At 35.8% G+C, this 18,138-nt stretch carries 16 protein-coding genes and 1 riboswitch; all 16 genes read left to right on the top strand.

Going from position 1 to position 18,138, the window contains the following annotated elements; genetic code table 11:
* Positions 1–54 precede the first annotated feature (54 nt).
* The 16 genes from dnaE to cmk all read left to right on the top strand — a co-directional run bounded on the left by dnaE (position 55) and on the right by cmk (position 18,124).
* A complete protein-coding gene (gene dnaE / locus AAA923_RS02725; protein WP_338214422.1) occupies positions 55–3,378 on the top strand; it encodes a DNA polymerase III subunit alpha in 3,324 nt (1,107 codons plus the stop codon).
* Positions 3,379–3,477: 99 nt separating this feature from the next.
* A complete protein-coding gene (pfkA, locus tag AAA923_RS02720; RefSeq protein WP_338214421.1) occupies positions 3,478–4,437 on the top strand; it encodes a 6-phosphofructokinase in 960 nt (319 codons plus the stop codon).
* 67 nt (positions 4,438–4,504) lie between these two features.
* On the top strand, positions 4,505–6,274 hold the full coding sequence (gene pyk, locus AAA923_RS02715; protein WP_338214420.1) for a pyruvate kinase: 1,770 nt from the start codon (positions 4,505–4,507) through the stop codon (positions 6,272–6,274).
* Positions 6,275–6,728: 454 nt separating this feature from the next.
* Positions 6,729–7,535, top strand: coding sequence for a DUF4931 domain-containing protein (locus tag AAA923_RS02710; protein WP_338214419.1), 807 nt, complete (start codon positions 6,729–6,731; stop codon positions 7,533–7,535).
* A 250-nt stretch (positions 7,536–7,785) separates the two neighbouring features.
* Entirely contained in the window at positions 7,786–8,655 is an 870-nt protein-coding gene (locus tag AAA923_RS02705; protein ID WP_338214418.1) for a CvfB family protein, read from the top strand.
* A gap of 12 nt (positions 8,656–8,667) precedes the next feature.
* Positions 8,668–9,588 carry a site-specific tyrosine recombinase XerD gene (gene xerD, locus AAA923_RS02700; RefSeq protein WP_338214417.1) on the top strand — a complete coding sequence of 307 codons (921 nt, stop codon included), beginning with the start codon at positions 8,668–8,670 and terminating at the stop codon, positions 9,586–9,588.
* Positions 9,589–9,598: 10 nt separating this feature from the next.
* The gene (locus AAA923_RS02695) at positions 9,599–9,985 is read left to right on the top strand and encodes a RibT protein (protein ID WP_338214416.1); all 387 of its coding nucleotides are present in this window, start codon (positions 9,599–9,601) and stop codon (positions 9,983–9,985) included.
* A complete protein-coding gene (locus tag AAA923_RS02690; RefSeq protein WP_338214415.1) occupies positions 9,985–10,710 on the top strand; it encodes a segregation and condensation protein A in 726 nt (241 codons plus the stop codon). The genes AAA923_RS02695 and AAA923_RS02690 overlap by 1 nt, the downstream gene beginning before the upstream one ends.
* A gap of 2 nt (positions 10,711–10,712) precedes the next feature.
* Positions 10,713–11,258: an SMC-Scp complex subunit ScpB gene (scpB, locus tag AAA923_RS02685; protein WP_338214414.1), complete on the top strand. Its 546-nt coding sequence runs from the start codon at positions 10,713–10,715 to the stop codon at positions 11,256–11,258.
* Positions 11,245–11,970, top strand: coding sequence for a pseudouridine synthase (locus tag AAA923_RS02680; protein ID WP_338214413.1), 726 nt, complete (start codon positions 11,245–11,247; stop codon positions 11,968–11,970). The genes scpB and AAA923_RS02680 overlap by 14 nt, the downstream gene beginning before the upstream one ends.
* A 285-nt stretch (positions 11,971–12,255) precedes the next feature.
* A complete protein-coding gene (locus tag AAA923_RS02675; RefSeq protein ID WP_338214450.1) occupies positions 12,256–13,116 on the top strand; it encodes a macro domain-containing protein in 861 nt (286 codons plus the stop codon).
* Positions 13,100–13,594 carry a TIR domain-containing protein gene (locus tag AAA923_RS02670; RefSeq protein WP_338214412.1) on the top strand — a complete coding sequence of 165 codons (495 nt, stop codon included), beginning with the start codon at positions 13,100–13,102 and terminating at the stop codon, positions 13,592–13,594. The genes AAA923_RS02675 and AAA923_RS02670 overlap by 17 nt, the downstream gene beginning before the upstream one ends.
* Before the next feature lie 63 nt (positions 13,595–13,657).
* Positions 13,658–14,242: a hypothetical protein gene (locus AAA923_RS02665; protein ID WP_338214411.1), complete on the top strand. Its 585-nt coding sequence runs from the start codon at positions 13,658–13,660 to the stop codon at positions 14,240–14,242.
* Positions 14,243–15,395: 1,153 nt separating this feature from the next.
* Positions 15,396–15,516: riboswitch (FMN riboswitch) on the top strand.
* Positions 15,517–15,589: 73 nt separating this feature from the next.
* A complete protein-coding gene (locus AAA923_RS02660; RefSeq protein WP_338214410.1) occupies positions 15,590–16,141 on the top strand; it encodes an ECF transporter S component in 552 nt (183 codons plus the stop codon).
* Between the two features lie 82 nt (positions 16,142–16,223).
* Positions 16,224–17,399: a LysM peptidoglycan-binding domain-containing protein gene (locus AAA923_RS02655; protein WP_338214409.1), complete on the top strand. Its 1,176-nt coding sequence runs from the start codon at positions 16,224–16,226 to the stop codon at positions 17,397–17,399.
* A 65-nt stretch (positions 17,400–17,464) separates the two neighbouring features.
* Complete coding sequence (gene cmk / locus AAA923_RS02650) at positions 17,465–18,124, top strand: (d)CMP kinase (RefSeq protein ID WP_041499875.1); 660 nt, start codon at positions 17,465–17,467, stop codon at positions 18,122–18,124.
* Positions 18,125–18,138 lie beyond the last annotated feature (14 nt).

Genomic DNA, 18,138 nt, shown 5'->3' with positions numbered 1-18,138 from the left:
CCCAATAAAATTTCACTTGATTTTGATATAATTTTAAACAAAGGGGGCGACAAATTGCAAGCACAACTACAAGTGATGAGTAGTTTTAGTTTACTGCATAGTCCCGCAAAATTGACCGAGTTGATCGATCAAGCCAAAGCTCGGGGTTACCAGGCGATAGCTCTCACAGATATTAATAATCTCTATGGTTCATTGGATTTTTATAAATATGCTAAAAAAATTGGTATTAAACCAATTATCGGTTTAACAATTGAAGCGGCCGGAATTATTGATACCGAGAATACTTATCCTTTATTATTACTAGCGAAAAATGATTCTGGTTATCAGCACCTTATAAAAATTTCTTCTAAAGTTATGTCAGCAAATGAACCTGTTAATTTGACTGACTTAAAAGAATACTTGGCAGGTATCTTTGTTATCACTCCAGCAAGTGATGCCGAGGTGCTTAATGTTGATGTTGAAGCCTATACTAGGCAATTAAAACTTTTAACTGAAGAAGGTTCGCTTTATTTGGGTGTCAGCCTTTATTCAGGTCAAATCGATAATGTTAAAAATATTCGTTCAGTTGCTCGTTCGCAGAATTTACCAATGGCGGCATTAGGTGATGTCCGTTATGTCAATCAAGATGACCATTTGGCTTATCAGGTAGTCAATAACTTACGAACGGGTGAACGTTTTGAAAATTTGAATCAAGTTGTTGAAGAAGGGGACCATTATTTACGGACGGCAACTGAGTTTACTAATGATTTTTCAGAAGTTGATATGTCAGAGGCAATTGCCAATACGAGTGCGATTGCTGAACAATGTAATGTTGATATTGAGTTCAAGGCGACTGAATTGCCAAAATTCAAAACTCCTGATGGAACTAGTTCGCAACAATTTCTTCATGGACTTTCAACCAAAGGCTTGAAGAAACGCCTAGATAACCAAATTCCTAATGAATATCAACAACGTTTGGATTATGAACTGAGCGTTATTGAAAAAATGGGCTTCTCAGACTACTTTTTGATAGTTTGGGATGTTATCAAGCATGCACATGAAATTGGCATTAAAACGGGTCCTGGGCGTGGTTCTGCGTCAGGTTCACTGGTGTCATATTGTTTGGGTATTACACAGGTCGATCCAATCAAATATGATTTGCTATTTGAACGATTTTTGAATCCACAGCGTGCCAATATGCCGGATATTGATTTGGATTTGCCAGATGATCGACGTGATGAAATGGTTATGTACATGCATGATCAGTACGGTTCAGACCACATGGCGCAAATCATTACCTTCGGAACGTTGGCTGCTAAGATGGCTTTACGTGATATTGCACGGACATTTAGTCAGACTCAATTTCAAATTTCTCAGTGGTCGAATGCTATTCCTAGAAAACTTAATATTTCTTTGAAAGATTCTTTTGACGAGTCGAGTACTTTACGTAATTTAGTTGAGAACTCGCGTGAGAATCAATTGATTTTTAAAGTGGCTCAACGAATTGAAGGGATTCCACGGCATTATTCAACCCACGCGGCCGGAATTGTTCTCAGTAAAAAGCCAATGACCGATATTGTCGCCGTGCAATTAGAAGATGACGGCATCAATCTGACACAACAGACAAAGTATAACGTTGAAAATGTTGGACTTTTGAAAATGGATTTTCTGGGGTTGAAAAACCTAACTATTTTGGACCGAGCAATTCAGGCCATCTCTAAACGTTATGGCAAAGAATTTATTCCGGAAAGAATTCCTTTGAATGATCAAAAAACGCTACAGTTGTTCCAAAGAGGAGCTACTGATGGGGTATTCCAATTTGAATCTGAGGGGATTCGGAGTGTTTTAAGGCGTTTAGTACCAACGAGTTTTGACGATATTGTCGCAACTAATGCCTTGTATCGTCCCGGTCCAATGGAAAACATTTCAACGTTTATTGACAGAAAACATGGTCGAGAGCCTGTAACGTACCCTGACAAGTCACTGGAACGGATCTTAAAGCCAACTTATGGGGTTCTAGTGTATCAGGAGCAAGTTATGCAGGCGTCGTCTGAAATGGCTAATTTCTCGCTTGCTGATGCCGATATTTTACGTCGTGCTATCAGTAAAAAGAATGAACAGTTGATTGAAGAGAATCGTCAGAAGTTTATCGATGGTGCTGTTGGACAAGGCCATGACCGTGGTTCAGCTGAAAAAGTTTACGAATATATTGAAAAATTTGGTAATTATGGATTTAATAAGTCTCACTCAGTTGCTTATTCGATGATTGCCTTTTGGCTGGCATATATGAAAGTTCATTTTCCTGATATTTTCTTTGCCTGTCTCTTGAATTCTAATTTGAATAATGAGAGTAAAGTAACGACTTATATTCAGGATGCCAAGGATTCGCATGTGAAGATACTCAATGTCGATATTAATCAAAGTCAGTACAAATATACCGATGATGACCAGGCAATTCGCTTTGGTTTGTTGAGTATCAAAGGGATGCGACGTGATTTGGCAAGTAATATTGTTGAAGAACGTGAGAAAAATGGTCCTTACACAAGTCCTTTAAACTTTTTACAACGGATTGACCGTCGATTTGTTAAAACTGATTACTTGGAACCAATGATTTTGTCAGGTACTTTTGACAGTTTTAATCGTAATCGCAAGGAATTATTGTATGATTTCCGTGATTTGATTGAGAGCATTCAGTTGGCCGGGAGTAATTTATCTCTATTTGATGTATTGGATCCTAAGAAACATCAAGTGGACGATTATACGTTGACTGAACGGCTTAATCAGGAAAAAGAATATCTAGGTGTTTATGTCTCTGGTCATCCAGTCGAAAAGTATCGCAGCCGCTTATTGGATATTCGAACAGTGAAATTGGCTGATTTAGGCAATCATCAGAACCCAACAGTCAATGTCCTCGGATTGGTCAAAAATTTACGAGTGATTCGGACTAAAAAAGGTCAACGAATGTGCTTTATGACGATTGAGGACGAATCAGGTAGCATGTCAGTGACAATTTTTCCTAAATTGTTCCAAAAAATTGAGGAAACGACACTCGATGGAAAAATATTTTTATTTGTTGGTCATCCAAATGTCGGTAAACGTGGCGATTTGGAATTGATTGCGGACCGTTTGTCTGATCCAAAACAGTATACGATCCAATTGCCAAGTGAAAAGTTGTATTTGAAAGTACCTAAAAATTTGGATACACCTGAAAATATGAAAGAGCTATATCGAATCATTGAAAGCTCTCGTGGAAAAATGCCGATAATTATTTATCGGGAACAAAAAAAACAAGCTGCAATTTTGCAGTCAAATCATTGGATCAATTTTACCGATCAAATTCAGCAAAAATTGGAAATACTTCTGGGTAAAAAGAACGTTTTGCTAAAAAAAAATGATTAATTTATTTTAAAACGTTTTCAGCTCTACAAAGTAGACAATAAAAATGTTATATTTGATTAGGTTTTGTTTTAGAAACAAATAATTTTGGAGTGTGAACAAATGAAGCGTATTGGTATTTTAACCAGTGGTGGAGACGCCCCTGGTATGAACGCTGCTATCAGAGCAGTCACACGTCGAGCTATTGACAAAGGGCTCGAAGTGTTTGGTATCAATTATGGATATGCTGGACTTGTTGCGGGAGATATTTTCCCATTAACTAGCGAAGACGTATCCGACCGTATTCAACGTGGTGGTACATTCTTGTATTCTGCAAGATACCCTGAATTTGCTAACGTAGAAGGTCAATTAAAGGGTATTGAGCAACTAAAGAAATTTGGAATTGATGCATTGGTTGTTATTGGTGGAGATGGTTCTTACCATGGTGCATTGCGTTTAACTGAACATGGTTACAACACAATCGGCCTACCAGGAACAATTGATAACGATATTCCATTTACAGACTTTACAATTGGTTTTGATACAGCCGTATCTACTGCTGTTGATGCCATTGATAAGCTGCATGATACTGCTAGCTCCCATGAAAGAACATTCGTTGTTGAAGTAATGGGTAGAGGCGCTGGTGACGTAGCTCTTTGGGCTGGTGTTGCTGGTGGTGCTCAAAAGATCATCGTTCCAGAACGTGACTTTGACATCAAAGAAATTGCTCAAGAAGTTAAAGAAGGCCGTGAGCAAGGCAATAAGAATATGATTATTGTTTTGGCCGAGGGTGTTATGCACGCTGAAGACTTCAAGAAAGAATTAGACAAGTATGGTGATTTCGATTCACGTGCTACTGTTTTAGGACATGTACAACGTGGTGGTTCACCAACTGTTAAAGACCGTGTCTTAGCAAGTAAGATGGGTGCCTATGCCGTTGATCTATTGCTTGATGGCAAAGGTGGTTTAGCTGTTGGTATCGAAAACAACAAGATTACTTCACATGATATTCTTGACCTATTCGATAGCAAGCACAAACCTGATTTATCATTATATGACTTAAATGAATCTTTAAGCAGATAATTTAAGCATATAAAGTTTTAATTTGTTACAATGAACAAGGAAATAAGACAAGAAAAGGGGATTCTCGATGAAAAGAACTAAAATTGTAAGTACACTTGGACCTGCCAGTAACGATGTTGACACTATCGTGAAATTAATTGAAGCCGGAGCTAACATCTTCCGTTTCAACTTCTCACATGGTGATCACCCAGAACACAAGGCTCGTATGGAAATGGTACACGAAGCCGAAAAAATTACTGGTAAGACTGTTGGTATCGTTCTAGATACTAAGGGTGCTGAAATTCGTACTACTGTTCAAGAAGGCGGCAAGTTCGAAGCTAAGATTGGCCAAACAATCCGTATCTCAATGGATGACTCATTAACAGGTACTCCAGAAAAGATTGCTTCAACATATCCTGGTCTTTACGATGATACACATGTTGGTGGTCACGTATTGATCGATGATGGTCTTGTTGACATGAAGATTACTGAAAAAGATGACAAGAACCGTGAACTTGTTACTGTTGTTCAAAATGATGGTATGATCGGCTCAAGAAAGAGTATCAATGCTCCTGGTGTTGAAGTTCGTCTACCAGGTATCACAGAAAAAGATTCTGATGATATTCGTTTCGGTCTTGATGAAGGTATCAACTTTATCTCAGCTTCATTCGTTCGTAAAGCTCAAGATGTCTTAGATATTCGTGCAATCCTTGAAGAAAAACACTGTGAATATGTACAAATCTTCCCTAAGATTGAATCACAAGAAGGTATCGACAATATCGATTCTATTCTTCAAGTATCAGATGGTTTGATGGTTGCTCGTGGTGACATGGGTGTTGAAATTCCATTTGAAAACGTACCATTTGTACAAAAGAGCTTGATCAAGAAGTGTAATGCACTTGGCAAGCCAGTTATCACAGCTACACAAATGCTTGATTCAATGCAAGAAAATCCACGTCCTACACGTGCCGAAGTTACTGATGTTGCTAACTCTGTTCTTGATGGTACAGATGCTACAATGCTTTCAGGTGAAAGTGCTAACGGTGACTACCCTGTAGAAGCTGTTGCTGCTATGTCACGTATCGACCAACGTACAGAACAAGAATTAGACAAGAACAACTCACTTGCAATCCAAAGATTTGAAGATTACAAGGGTTCAAACGTTACAGAATCAATCGGTGAATCAGTTGTTAGAGCTGCTGAAGAACTACACATTCACACAATTGTTACTGCAACTAAGAGTGGTTACACAGCACGTATGATTTCTAAGTATCGTCCAGCTGCTGATATTTTGGCACTTACATTTGACGAAACTACACAACGTGGTTTGACAGTTAACTGGGGTGTTGATCCAATTATCGTTGACAAGCCAGAAAACACTGATGAAATGTTCGACCTTGCTGCTAAGAAAGCTCAAGAACTTGGCTTTGCTAAGGAAGGCGATTTAATCCTTGTTGTTGCCGGTGTTCCTGTTGGTGAAAGTGGTACAACAAACGTTATGAAGGTTCAATTGATCGGTTCAACATTGGTTAAAGGCCAAGGTGTTGGTGAAGAATCAGTTGTTGGTAACGTTGTAGTTGCTCACTCTGCTGAAGAAGCAAACAAGAAGATCAACGAAGGTGACATCCTTGTTACAGAAATGACTGACAAAGATTACCTACCAGCTCTTGAAAAAGCTAGTGCCGTTGTTGTTGAAAACGGTGGTTTAACTTCACATGCTGCTGTTGTTGGTATCGCTATGGGTCTACCTGTAGTTGTTGGTGCTAAGAATGCTACAAGCCTTGTTAATGACGGTGACACAGTTACTGTTGATTCAAGACGTGGTGTTGTTTACAAAGGTGCTTCACGTTCACTTTAATTTTTAACAATAAATTTTAAAATGATTTAATATAATTAAGCTGAGAGAAATTGACGAATTTCTTTCAGCTTTTTTTGTGTTATTATTTTAATGCCGCTTCCGGTTGACAGTAATGCTTTAGCCTGCTGTGAGGACCGGTTCGAGCCAGAGTACGGTCTCGAACCTTGCTTTTGAGCCGAAAATCGCGTCTCAAAAGTCGTCCGTGGTGTAAGATCTAAAGCTCTAACGCCACCTTCACGGCTGGCTAAACATTACTGTCAACCTCCAGCTAGAGTGATTATCTAGTTCAAAAATCAAGAGATGTTGTATTGTTTATGAATTTTTGTAATGTTCCTGATTTAGAATTGTCTTTTAAATATTTTTAAAGATAATATTTATCAAATTATTTATAGTAGAAAGTTAATTATTCTTATCCCTGGAGACGGGCTACATAAAGTTTTTGAGGTGAAATAATATGTCTAATAAAGATGTGCTTGTTTTTGAAATTGAACAGGCTAAAGGTAAACCACGTGATATAAAGAAAAAGGCCAATTATTGTCCGTTCTGCGATACAGAACACTTAACTAATATCATTGACCAAAAGGGCGATATGATTTGGTTAGAGAACAAATTTAAGACGTTGAAGGATACTAACCAGACGATTGTAATTGAATCCCACGATCATGAAGGCGATATTTCTAATTATTCTGTTGCTAAGAATAGGGAAGTCTTCAATTACATCTATGAATGTTGGAATCGAATGATTCAAACGAAGAAGTATCAGAGCGTTTTGATGTATAAAAATTTTGGCCCTATGTCCGGTGGATCATTACGTCATCCACATTTTCAAATTATTGGCTTGGATAAGGTTGATGGCTATAAGCACGTTGAACCAGAGAACTTCACAGGTACGAATGTGTTTGAAAATAAACATATCAATGTCAATATTTCTGAGAAACCAGTGATGGGATTCGTTGAATTCAACATTGTGATCAATAATCCGAAATATATAGATGATTTAGCTGAATTTGCACGGGTAACGGTGAAGTATATTCTTGATGACTTTTACGGTGGTAAATTTGATTCATATAATATTTTCTTTTATCGTGATGGTCGTAAGATTATTTGTAAATTAACGGCTAGATATGTCGTATCGCCTTATTTTGTCGGTTATCGTTTGTCACAACGTGATGGCGATAAGCAGGTAGGCGAAATTTCAAAAGTGCTGTTAGAAAAATTGCAAAAAAATGTTCAATCGGATGAAATAAATCATCCAGAATAAATTAGGCATTCAATCGTTTTGATTGAGTGTTTTTTGTTTACTTCGAAGAAGAAAAGTTATGTAACCTTATAATAGTTAATAAATATGTTTTACGAAAGCATTCATTAAAAACAACAGACCAAAACAACCTCAGACCGTCAATTTTAAGGCAGTATTAAAAAAGTTTTGAATTAACCACGAAAAAGTTTTATGTAACGTCCAAAGTACGTTAAAATATATACTGATTAAATACAAAAGAGTATGGTGAAAAATGGATATAACAGAAATGTATGGTCAAGTACTACCTGGTACAGTTAGCGACCTCAACAAAGATGAAGCATTTGTTCAAATCGAAGGATACACGTTTGCTTTAGATCTAAACGAATTAACAGAGATTCCCGAATTGGGCGATATGATCTCTGGATTCGTTTATGAAAATCAAGCCCACAAGAATAAGATGACAACCGTTCTACCTTTTGTTACACAAGGTGTTTGGGACTTTGCCGAAGTAACTGATGTCAGAACTGACTTGGGTGTTTTCGTTAACGTTGGTTTGGAAGATAAGGATTTCGTTGTTTCATTAGATGACTTGCCTTTGGAACACAACGAGTGGCCTAAGAAGGGCGACAAAGTGATGATTAAGTTGGAAATTGATCACAAAGGTCGTCTTTGGGGTAAATTGGCTGACATTGAACTTTACACACAAATTGCTCGGAGCCCTGATCGTGAAATGAAAGAACTTTTGAATAAAGACGAAGAGGGAACTGTCATTGCCATCAGAGATTCTGGTGCCTTTGTCATGACTGAAAGTTACTACATGGCATTTATCTATGTAGATGAACAATCACAACCACTTCACGTTGGCCAACATATCAAAGCTCGTGTAATTGGTTCAAGTCACCGTCGTTTGAATCTTTCAATGAAGCCTCGTGCGTATGAAGAAATCACACCTGACGCTCAAATGATTGTCGCCGTTTTGGAACACTCACGTGATAAGAAGATGCCTTATACTGACAAGAGTTCCCCTGATGATATTCAAGAATACTTTGGTATCAGCAAGGGTAGTTTTAAACGTGCTCTTGGTAACTTGATGAAACAACGTAAGATTGAACAAAAAGATGGTTACACGTATCTCAAATAGAGGTGATAATTTATGAGTGATAAATTATCCATCAAGAATCAAGTTATGATCGACACAATTGCCGATTATGCGCGATATTTAAGATTGGACCGAGGTCTATCTAAGAATACAATTATCTCGTATCAAACTGATTTATTGGAATTTAGCAGCTTTTTAGAAAAGAAACAGATGAAATTTTATCCTGAGGATCACTTTGTGGTGACCCAATTCTTCGCGGAGCAGGATAAACAACAGAAGTCAAAAACATCCCAAATGCGGATGTTTTCTTCGCTACGGAAGTTTTATCAGTGGATGGAAATTGTCGATAAAATTCAAGTCAATCCTTTGAACGAACTGGATGCTCCTAAAAAGGGAACTCATTTGCCAGTAGTTTTGTCGATGGACGAAGTTGATTCATTGATTGAATCTCCTGATGTGTCAACACCTTTGGGAGTTAGAGATCGGACAATTTTTGAAGTGATGTATGCCACTGGATTACGTGTTAGCGAACTAGTGAACTTGAGTATGGACGATTTACATTTGGATTTAGGTTTGATTAAGACTCTTGGTAAGGGGAATAAAGAACGATTGTTACCAATAGGCGATACTGCGATTACTTGGTTAAAGAAGTATTTTACCGAGACCAGAGCCGAATTAGTTGCCAAATATGGTGCTCAAAAAGAAGTCTTCTTGAATTTCCGTGGTAAAAAGTTAACACGTCAGTCGATTTGGCGGATGATTAAAAAATACATTGCTCAAGTCGGGATAAAAAAAGATGTTACACCGCACACTTTACGCCATTCGTTTGCGACTAATTTGTTGGAAAATGGTGCCGATTTGCGTGTAGTTCAAGAGTTATTAGGGCATTCTGATATTTCGACAACCCAAATTTATACGCACATCAACAAGACACATATGAAACAAGTGTATAATGAGTCATTTCCACGTGCTTAGGAGGAGTTAAATGCTTAGTAAGTATAGTGACGAGAATAAGAAAATTGCGATGGGATTTCTGTCATATATTGGCGATCTCAAAGATTTAGGCAACTTGGAACAAGAATTGAAATTGTATTCAGAGGACGAAAACCGCCAACTTTATTTGTGGAAGAGTAATATTGATGACTATTCTGGGATTGTGGCCTTGTCTTTCTCCGATAAAACAGTTTTTATCGAATATATTTCCTTGAATCCTTCTTATCGTTCACAGAGCAATATTTTTAAAATTTTTGATGATGTTCAGCAGAAGTTTTCTAAGCAAGTAATTTTATCAAACTTTAGCCTGAATGATGAGTTAAAACAGTGGCGTCAAAACAAAGAGAAACTTGAAAAAGATATGAAAGAAACAGATTAATGCAAAAATTAAATTTAGTCCTAACCGATTTTGAAGGTCCAATCGACTTGTTGTTGCATTTGATCAAAGAATCAAAAGTTGATATTTATGATATTCCGATTGCTCAGATTACTCAGCAATACATTGATTACTTAAAAAGCATGAAAGTGTTGGAATTAGACGTTGCTGGTGACTATTTGGTGATGGCATCCACACTGATGTCAATCAAGAGTAAGATGTTATTGCCACAAGCACCGGATGAAATTGATGACGAGTTTGAAGCCGACGATCCGCGTGATGAGTTGGTTTCACAACTATTGACTTATCAAACTTATAAACGCGTTGCCGCCTACTTTGAAGAGAAAGAACAAGTTAGAAAGCAACAATTTGATAAGGAAGTCAGTATTCCGACTAAACAGTTGGAACAATTTTTGGAGCCTGGTTCAATTGTCTTGAACGATTTGGCATCAACTTATGCGGAATTGTTGCATGATCAGAAAAATCGTCAGCCAGAGATTGAGACGATTGAAAATGAAACTTTGTCAATTGAAGATGCTACAAACAACATTATGACCGAATTACAAACTGTTAAGAAGACGACTTTTAAAGCATTATTGAAGTTGCATAACAGTGTTGAAGAAATTGTCACTGACTTTATGGCTATTTTAGAATTAGCTAGCAAACAACTGGTTTCAATTGAACAGGCTGATTTTAAGAGTGAATTATTTATTGAATTGAGGAATTAGACGTGTATCAAGCAAAAATAATGGCACTGTTGTTCGTTGCCGGTGACCAGGGAATCAAAGAAAAAGATTTAGCTGGGCTGTTGGAAATCGACAGTGCAGCCTTACGACAAAATATTGAAGAATTAAAGATTAAATTGATGACTGATGTTGATTCAGGTATTCAATTAGTTGATTACAATAGTGTTTATAAATTAGTCACGAAAAATGAATTTTCTGACCTTTTGACAAGGTATTTCAAAGCAGGACTTGGAACAAAACTCAGTCAAGCAGCCTTGGAAATTTTGTCAATCATTGCCTATCGTCAACCGATCACACGTATTGAGATTGATGAAATCCGTGGTGTACAAAGTTCTGGAAGTTTAAATACTTTATTGATGAGAAAATTGATTAAGGAAAATGGGAAAAAGAACGTTCCCGGACACCCTAATTTATACGTTGTGACCGATGAATTCTTTGATTATTTTGGCATTAAAAGTATTGATGAATTACCAAAAATAGAAAATTTTGAAGATAATACAAACACAGGAGATATTAATGGAGAAAATTAGATTACAAAAGTTTATGGCTGAAGCCGGAGTTGCCTCACGTCGTAAATCAGAAGAAATGATTGCTTCGGGTCACGTTAAAGTTAACAACAAAGTCGTGACTGAGATGGGTGTTAAAGTTGATGATCACGATAAGATCGAAGTTGACGGGATGCCTTTGCAAGAAGAAAAGAAACGTTACATCTTGATGTACAAACCCCGTGGCGTTATTACAGCTGTTGCAGATGACAAAGACCGTAAAGTAGTAACTGACTTACTAGATGCAGACGTTCAAGAACGAGTTTACCCAATCGGTCGTTTGGATTACGATACCTCTGGCTTGTTATTACTAACAAATGACGGTGAATTTGCCAACCACTTGATGCACCCTCGTTACCACGTTGAAAAGACTTATATTGCTAAAATTGAAGGATTCTTGGCAACAGAAGATCTTAAAAAGTTGGAAAAAGGTATCAAGTTAAAGGGTTATACAACATCAAAATCAAGAGTCAAAGTAATGTCTAAAGATAGTAAGAGAAACTCTTCAATCGTTAGAATTACAATTCACGAAGGTCACAACCACCAAGTTAAGAACATGTTTGATGCAGTTGGCCATAAAGTTGAAAAACTATCACGTGAAAGCTATTCATTCTTGACACTAGACGGATTAGTATCAGGTAAGTACCGTGATTTGACACGTCAAGAAGTTGCTGAATTGAAGAAGGAAGAAAGATAATTCTTTAAAGTCGGCCGTTTCCAGAGCTGAGAGTATTCATCTGCTGCGCGGCACGGTCCGAGCCAAAGTTCGGTCTCGAGCCTCGGTTGAAGCCTTTCCAAAAACCGGAAAGTCTCCAACACGTCCGGTGGTGTAATGGCTAAAGCCATAACGCCACTTTCGCTGCGGATGAATACTCTCAGCTCTTCCAACTAATTTAATTTATAACTATAGTATTGTGGCATGAACTGTATGTATTGGATTCGTTTAATTGAATCTTCAATTATATATAATATATTGAAGAGGGTGAGTAGTTTGAAAGTTAAGATGTTTGATCAGGAATTGTTGCTACATGTTAAGGCAACAGTAGGGATAATATTTGGTACATCAGCAAGTTTAATAGGATTCTTGGATATTGATGCAAAAACTAAATATTTAATTTTGATAAGTGTTGTCATAGCATCCTTGATTACGTATATCATATATTTTTTCAATGCCAATTCTATAAAGCACTTACAATTAAACTATGGTGAATCATCTATAGAAATCAAAAAGGGAGATATATTCTCCGATATATACAAGAATGATGAGACCATTAGAGTATTTGCTTTTAATGAATACTTTGATACACAAGTTGATAATAAAATAATATCCAAGAAATCATTAAACGGTCAGATATTAGGAAAAGAAATTAATGATGTTAATAATCTAAATAATAGGATGAAAAATGATACACACTTGAATAATAGTATACTGGGGGTTAATTCTGGTAGAGCTGAAGGAAAAAAGACGAAGTATAAACTAGGAACTGTTTTCAAATATTCGGAAAACATTTTTTTTACGGCAATGACACATTTTGACAATGAAAATAGAGCTAATTTATCTGTACAAGAATATATTCGCTTTTTGATTAACTTTTGGGATGAAATAAATACCATGTATGCGGGTAATACCGTTGTAATACCATTACTTGGTAGTGGAATAACCAGATTAGATCAAAATATTTATAATTCTAATCAAATTTTAGAGATGATATTATGGACGTTCTATTTAAGAAGAATTAAGTTTAAAAAGCCTTCTAAATTAATTATTCTCATGGATAATAATACTAATAAGGCGATTAATTATTATAAAATAAGGGGAATGTTCAATGGCTTACAGAAATAAAATATATGTTGCTTTTGATGGGGACAATGATATTAGTTATTATCGGATGATGCTTGCTTGGAAAGCCAATCCAAATGATGACTTTAGCTTTAATAATGCGCATGATTTACATACTGCTAGGGATTCTAGCAACGAAGCCTCTATCAAAGCATCATTAAGAGATAGATTTGCAAATTCCAAAATGTTTATATTACTTATTGGAGAACACACTAAATATTTAACAAAATTTGTCAAATGGGAAATCGAAACTGCATTAAGATTAAATTTACCAATTGTTGCTGTTAATTTGAATGGCCATCGGAATGTGGATGAATTCTGTCCCCCCGTTTTACGGGACGAACTCTCTATATTCATTCCGTTCAAAGAAAATATTATTAAATATGCTATTGGTAATTGGCCAGAAAGTGATAAAAATCATCGTTCAAAAGGTGAAATTAGTAATTATCATTACATTGATAGTGTTTATACTAGTTTATAAAAATAACAAAAAGATCACATTTACTATGTGACTTTTTTTAGTTTCAAAAAAAGAGGATATTTTATGCCAAAGATTATAAAAACAGATAGAAGTAATTTTGAATCCCATTTTAATGAGTTTATTAATGATAAGAATATTAAAATCTTGTTGGTTAGAAGCTATGAACATAAAGATAGCATAAAAGAGACCTTCTCTTCGTTGATAAATAATTCCAATATGAATACTGGAATTATAAAGGTTAGAGCCATGAAAAATAATCATGTTATTTTCAACGGAATAATGTCAGAAAAAGAATTAAAAAAAATGCATCAGGATGATATTGTGGGTAATGATAATTTAAAAGTTAAATTTGAATCAAAATCATACTTTGAAGACGTAAAAAATCGATATGATTTCGAATTATTTTGTCCAATTGAATCTATTCTATTTGATGTAAAAGAAACTAATAAGTTAAAAGATGTATTGAAAAAGGCTTCTGCAAAAACAATTTTAATTACAACAAATGATTATGGTCGAAAACCAGAACAATTATTGGATGTTGTTGATGAGGTTCTTATACTTGACACTACGGAAGAAAGAAAGAATGTTGAAGGATTTTCCATTTTAAAACAACGAATTATTGATCGTGATGGCAAATTACCTTACTAAGTTATTGGTCTCTGAATTTTGATGACTTATACTAATTGATTTAAAATGTTAATATTTCAAAAGAAAACTCGTATCGGTGTTTGTCGAAGATGTGGTGAAGGTGAAAAGTTCAGCATATAAGTCCATATTATTTTTAATAGTTACAAGTTACATGTTGACACCACTAAGTAATTAAATGCACAAAAAATAGTTGATGATAACAGATGCAATTACATTTTAATTAAAGAGTAAAGATTACCTGTCTTTATTTTCTTCACTCGTTTAGTTTCATGCGACTTATCATGAATGTTCCACGCTTTGAATTATTTTTTTGAAGATATGAACTAAAAAAATGGATACTATGTATGTCGTAAGACAGAATAAGATAGTTAAATAAAAAAATTTTGGATTTATAAAATACGTAATAGAACATAGAAAAGCATAGAATATAAGAATGAATATTAAAAAGTGCTTTACTAGCTTTTTTACTTTCTTTGTATTCAAGAATTGTATGTAACCATAGTTAATATTTTGCAAGTTTATATTTAAAAAAGTGACAAATATCCCAGTAAATGCTGAGAGTATAGTTGATTGTTTACTCTGAAGTATTAACATGACGAAGAATATTATCATTGCTAACCAATTTATATAATTGATTTTATATTTATATTCTCCAATTATTTTAGACACTTTTCCCTCGTTTTTTAATTTGATAATCTCTTTGTTCACTTCTAGAATGTTATTTCCTAGATTATCTACTTTTCGCACTTTTTTATTAGCGATTAATGTTCTCCGCATTGATTTTCGCATATACAATCACCTCAATTCTGATTATACAGGATTGAGGTGATTGTAAATTTGTCAGTTGCAATGGTTCTAGACATAACTTTGAAAATAATATTTGTTATACCACAAATATAGAATAGTATTTTATGTCAGAAATATCTGATTCATATTCCCAGAATTAAACTGATTTATTGGAAGCAGATACATAAGAGTATTTTAAGACTTAATCAAATAAGTAATCTTCATTAAAGATAGGATTTAATTGGTATTATATATATGAACTTAAGATTTAAGTGCAAGTGTATATGAATTAGTTATATGTTTCATAAGCAAAGTTTAGTTGTATTTTAGTCGAAATCTGCTATATTAAGAGTATAAAATTTAATAAATTGGTTTTCAGGGCAGGGTGTGATTCCCGACCGGCGGTATAGTCCGCGACCCAACGTAAGTTGGCCGAATTGGTTAGATTCCAATACCGATAGTTAAAGTCTAGATGGAAGAAAACAGATGATTAAGGTCTGTTTTGGTGTGCCCAAAACAGGCCTTTTTTCTTTGGAAATCAATTGAGGAAGGTTGATTTTAATGGGAAAGAGTACGTACAAATTTCAAGCAGTTATTGGGGTATCAGTCTTTGCTGCATTGGGGACTATCTTGATGTTTTTCGAATTTCCAATTTTGATCTGGATGCCGTTTTTGAAGGTCGATTTGAGTGATGTTGTCACTTTGATTGGAACCTTCGCATTTGGACCTGTCGGCGGAATTATGATTGCTTTAATTAAGTCAATGGTTCACGTTATCGTCACTGGTAGTGGAGTTGCAGGGTTAATTGGTAATGGGGCTGCCTTCGTTGGTTCAGTCGCAATGTTGATTCCATTCAATTATTTTTGGAAAAAGGATCACCGCACTTCAGCAATCATTGCCGGAACTGTTTCAATGACAGTTATCATGTCGATTTTAAATTACTTGGTAATCATGCCATTGTATATGAACGTTGTCGGAATGAAATTGAATATGAGTTTGGCTCAATATGTAGCAACAGGAGTAATTCCTTTCAATATTGTTAAAGCTTTGATCATTTCAGCGGCCGTTATGATCGTTTATCCACGAATTAAAGGACATTTTGCTATTAAATAGAGAAATTTTATAAATCTTTAAAGAAAAATTTTAAACTTTTATGATATGCTTTAAGGGATAGAAATTAGGAGGTTGGTTTTTAATGGCGGATAATGATAAAAACAATATGTCTGGCGATTCACGTGTTCCTAAATCCACTGAAGGACTAGAAGGATCTGTCAGTCTTGAGGATTTGAAAAAATATCATCTAATTAAAGGTGACGGCGACACACCAACAAGTGATACTGTTTCCGATGCTCAAACTTCTAATGATGAGTCTTCTGAACAACAACCAAGTGCAGCTGAAAATGCTCACGAGGAAAGTCAAGCAACTCAAACTACAGAAGATCATCTTCAATCTGAAGAAAGCAATGATCATTTAAGTGAAGCAAAACAGGACATTGGGCCTGATAATGCAAAAGATACTAATTTTGTACCTGTGCCACCAGTCATGCCAACGTCATCAGACAAAACTGAAGAGGCTAAAGATACAGCTGAAGCTCAACCAGAGCAACCAGTTGATTCAGATGCTGAACCTAAAGCTGACGAAAAAGATGTCAAGCCTTGGGAAAAGAGTTTTGACTCTGATACCGACGATGATGGACATGTTTCTCGTGCTGTTTCTAAAGAGAAGCAACGTGGTAATCATACATTAGTTGTTACTTTGGTGATTGCTTTAATCGTAATCATGTTCACACCAGTTGTGATCAATGCGGTTAAAGGCAGTGGTAGCAGTGATCTAGATAGTACTCAATCGACTAAGTCAGTTGAGAACAAGGACAAAGCTACAAGAGAAAAAGCTGCCGCTAAAAAGAAGTCTGCAGCTAAGAAAGCCGCTGCTAAGAAGAAGAAAGCTGCTGAAGATGCTAAAAAAGCCGCAGCTGCCAAAAAGGCTGCTGAAGCTAAGAAATCTACTACAACTGCTTCATCATCATCTAACAGCAACAAGGATACTAACAACAGTTCTTCAAATGCTGACAGTAATAGTAATGCTTCAAATAGCACTGCTTCTGACAGTACTAATAACAGTCAGACATCAACGACTGATAATTCACAACAATCACAAAATAACCAACAAGCTTCAGATAATACAACAACAAACAACAATTCTTCAACTACATCAACTGACAATAGCAGTTCAGCATCGTATTACACTGTTAAAGCCGGTGATAACTGGTTTAGAATTGCATACAACAACAACCTAACAACTGCTCAATTGAAGAGTATGAACGGTAATGTTGGTACATTAACACCTGGTACATCACTAAGAGTTAAATAATTTTAGTTTAAAGTGGAGGGTCTCTGACAATTTTGTCTGGGCCCTTTTATTAAGGAGAGAAATTAATGCAAATTGCTATAGATGGTCCAGCTTCTGCTGGCAAAAGTACGATTGCCAAATTGATTGCTAAGAATTTAAATTTTGTTTATTGTGACACTGGCGCAATGTATCGCACAGTTACATTGCTTGCAAAAAAGCATAATGTGGGTTATGGTGATACTCTCAATATTTTAAAATTAATGTCAGAGCATAAAATTCATTTTCTTAATAAAGCCGATGGTCAACACGTCCTTTTAGATGATGAAGATGTTTCTGATGCAATTAGAACTGAGGAGATCACAAACAACGTCTCCCAAGTTTCTGCAATCAAAGAAGTTAGAACTGAATTAGTTGAAATGCAAAGAGATTTGGCAAATGATATTGATATTGTCATGGATGGTCGTGACATTGGAACAACAGTTTTGCCACACGCCGAGGTTAAAATCTTTTTAATTGCTAGTGTCGAGGTTCGCGCACAAAGACGTTTTAAAGAAAATATTGAACGTGGTATCGATACGCCTTTAAAAGAATTGCAAGATGAGATTGCTGCAAGAGATTATAAGGATTCACATCGTGAGATTTCACCATTGAAGAAAGCTAGCGATGCCATTGAGGTTGATACTTCAGATATGACCATCGAACAAGTTGTTGAACGAGTAACTGAGATAGTTAATGAACATAAGTAAGTAGGGAGGCAAAA

Source organism: Companilactobacillus muriivasis (genome assembly GCF_036246245.1).
Classification (GTDB): domain Bacteria; phylum Bacillota; class Bacilli; order Lactobacillales; family Lactobacillaceae; genus Companilactobacillus; species Companilactobacillus muriivasis.
The sequence above is the reverse complement of the archived record's forward strand: the minus strand, read 5'-3'. Positions and strand labels throughout refer to the sequence as shown.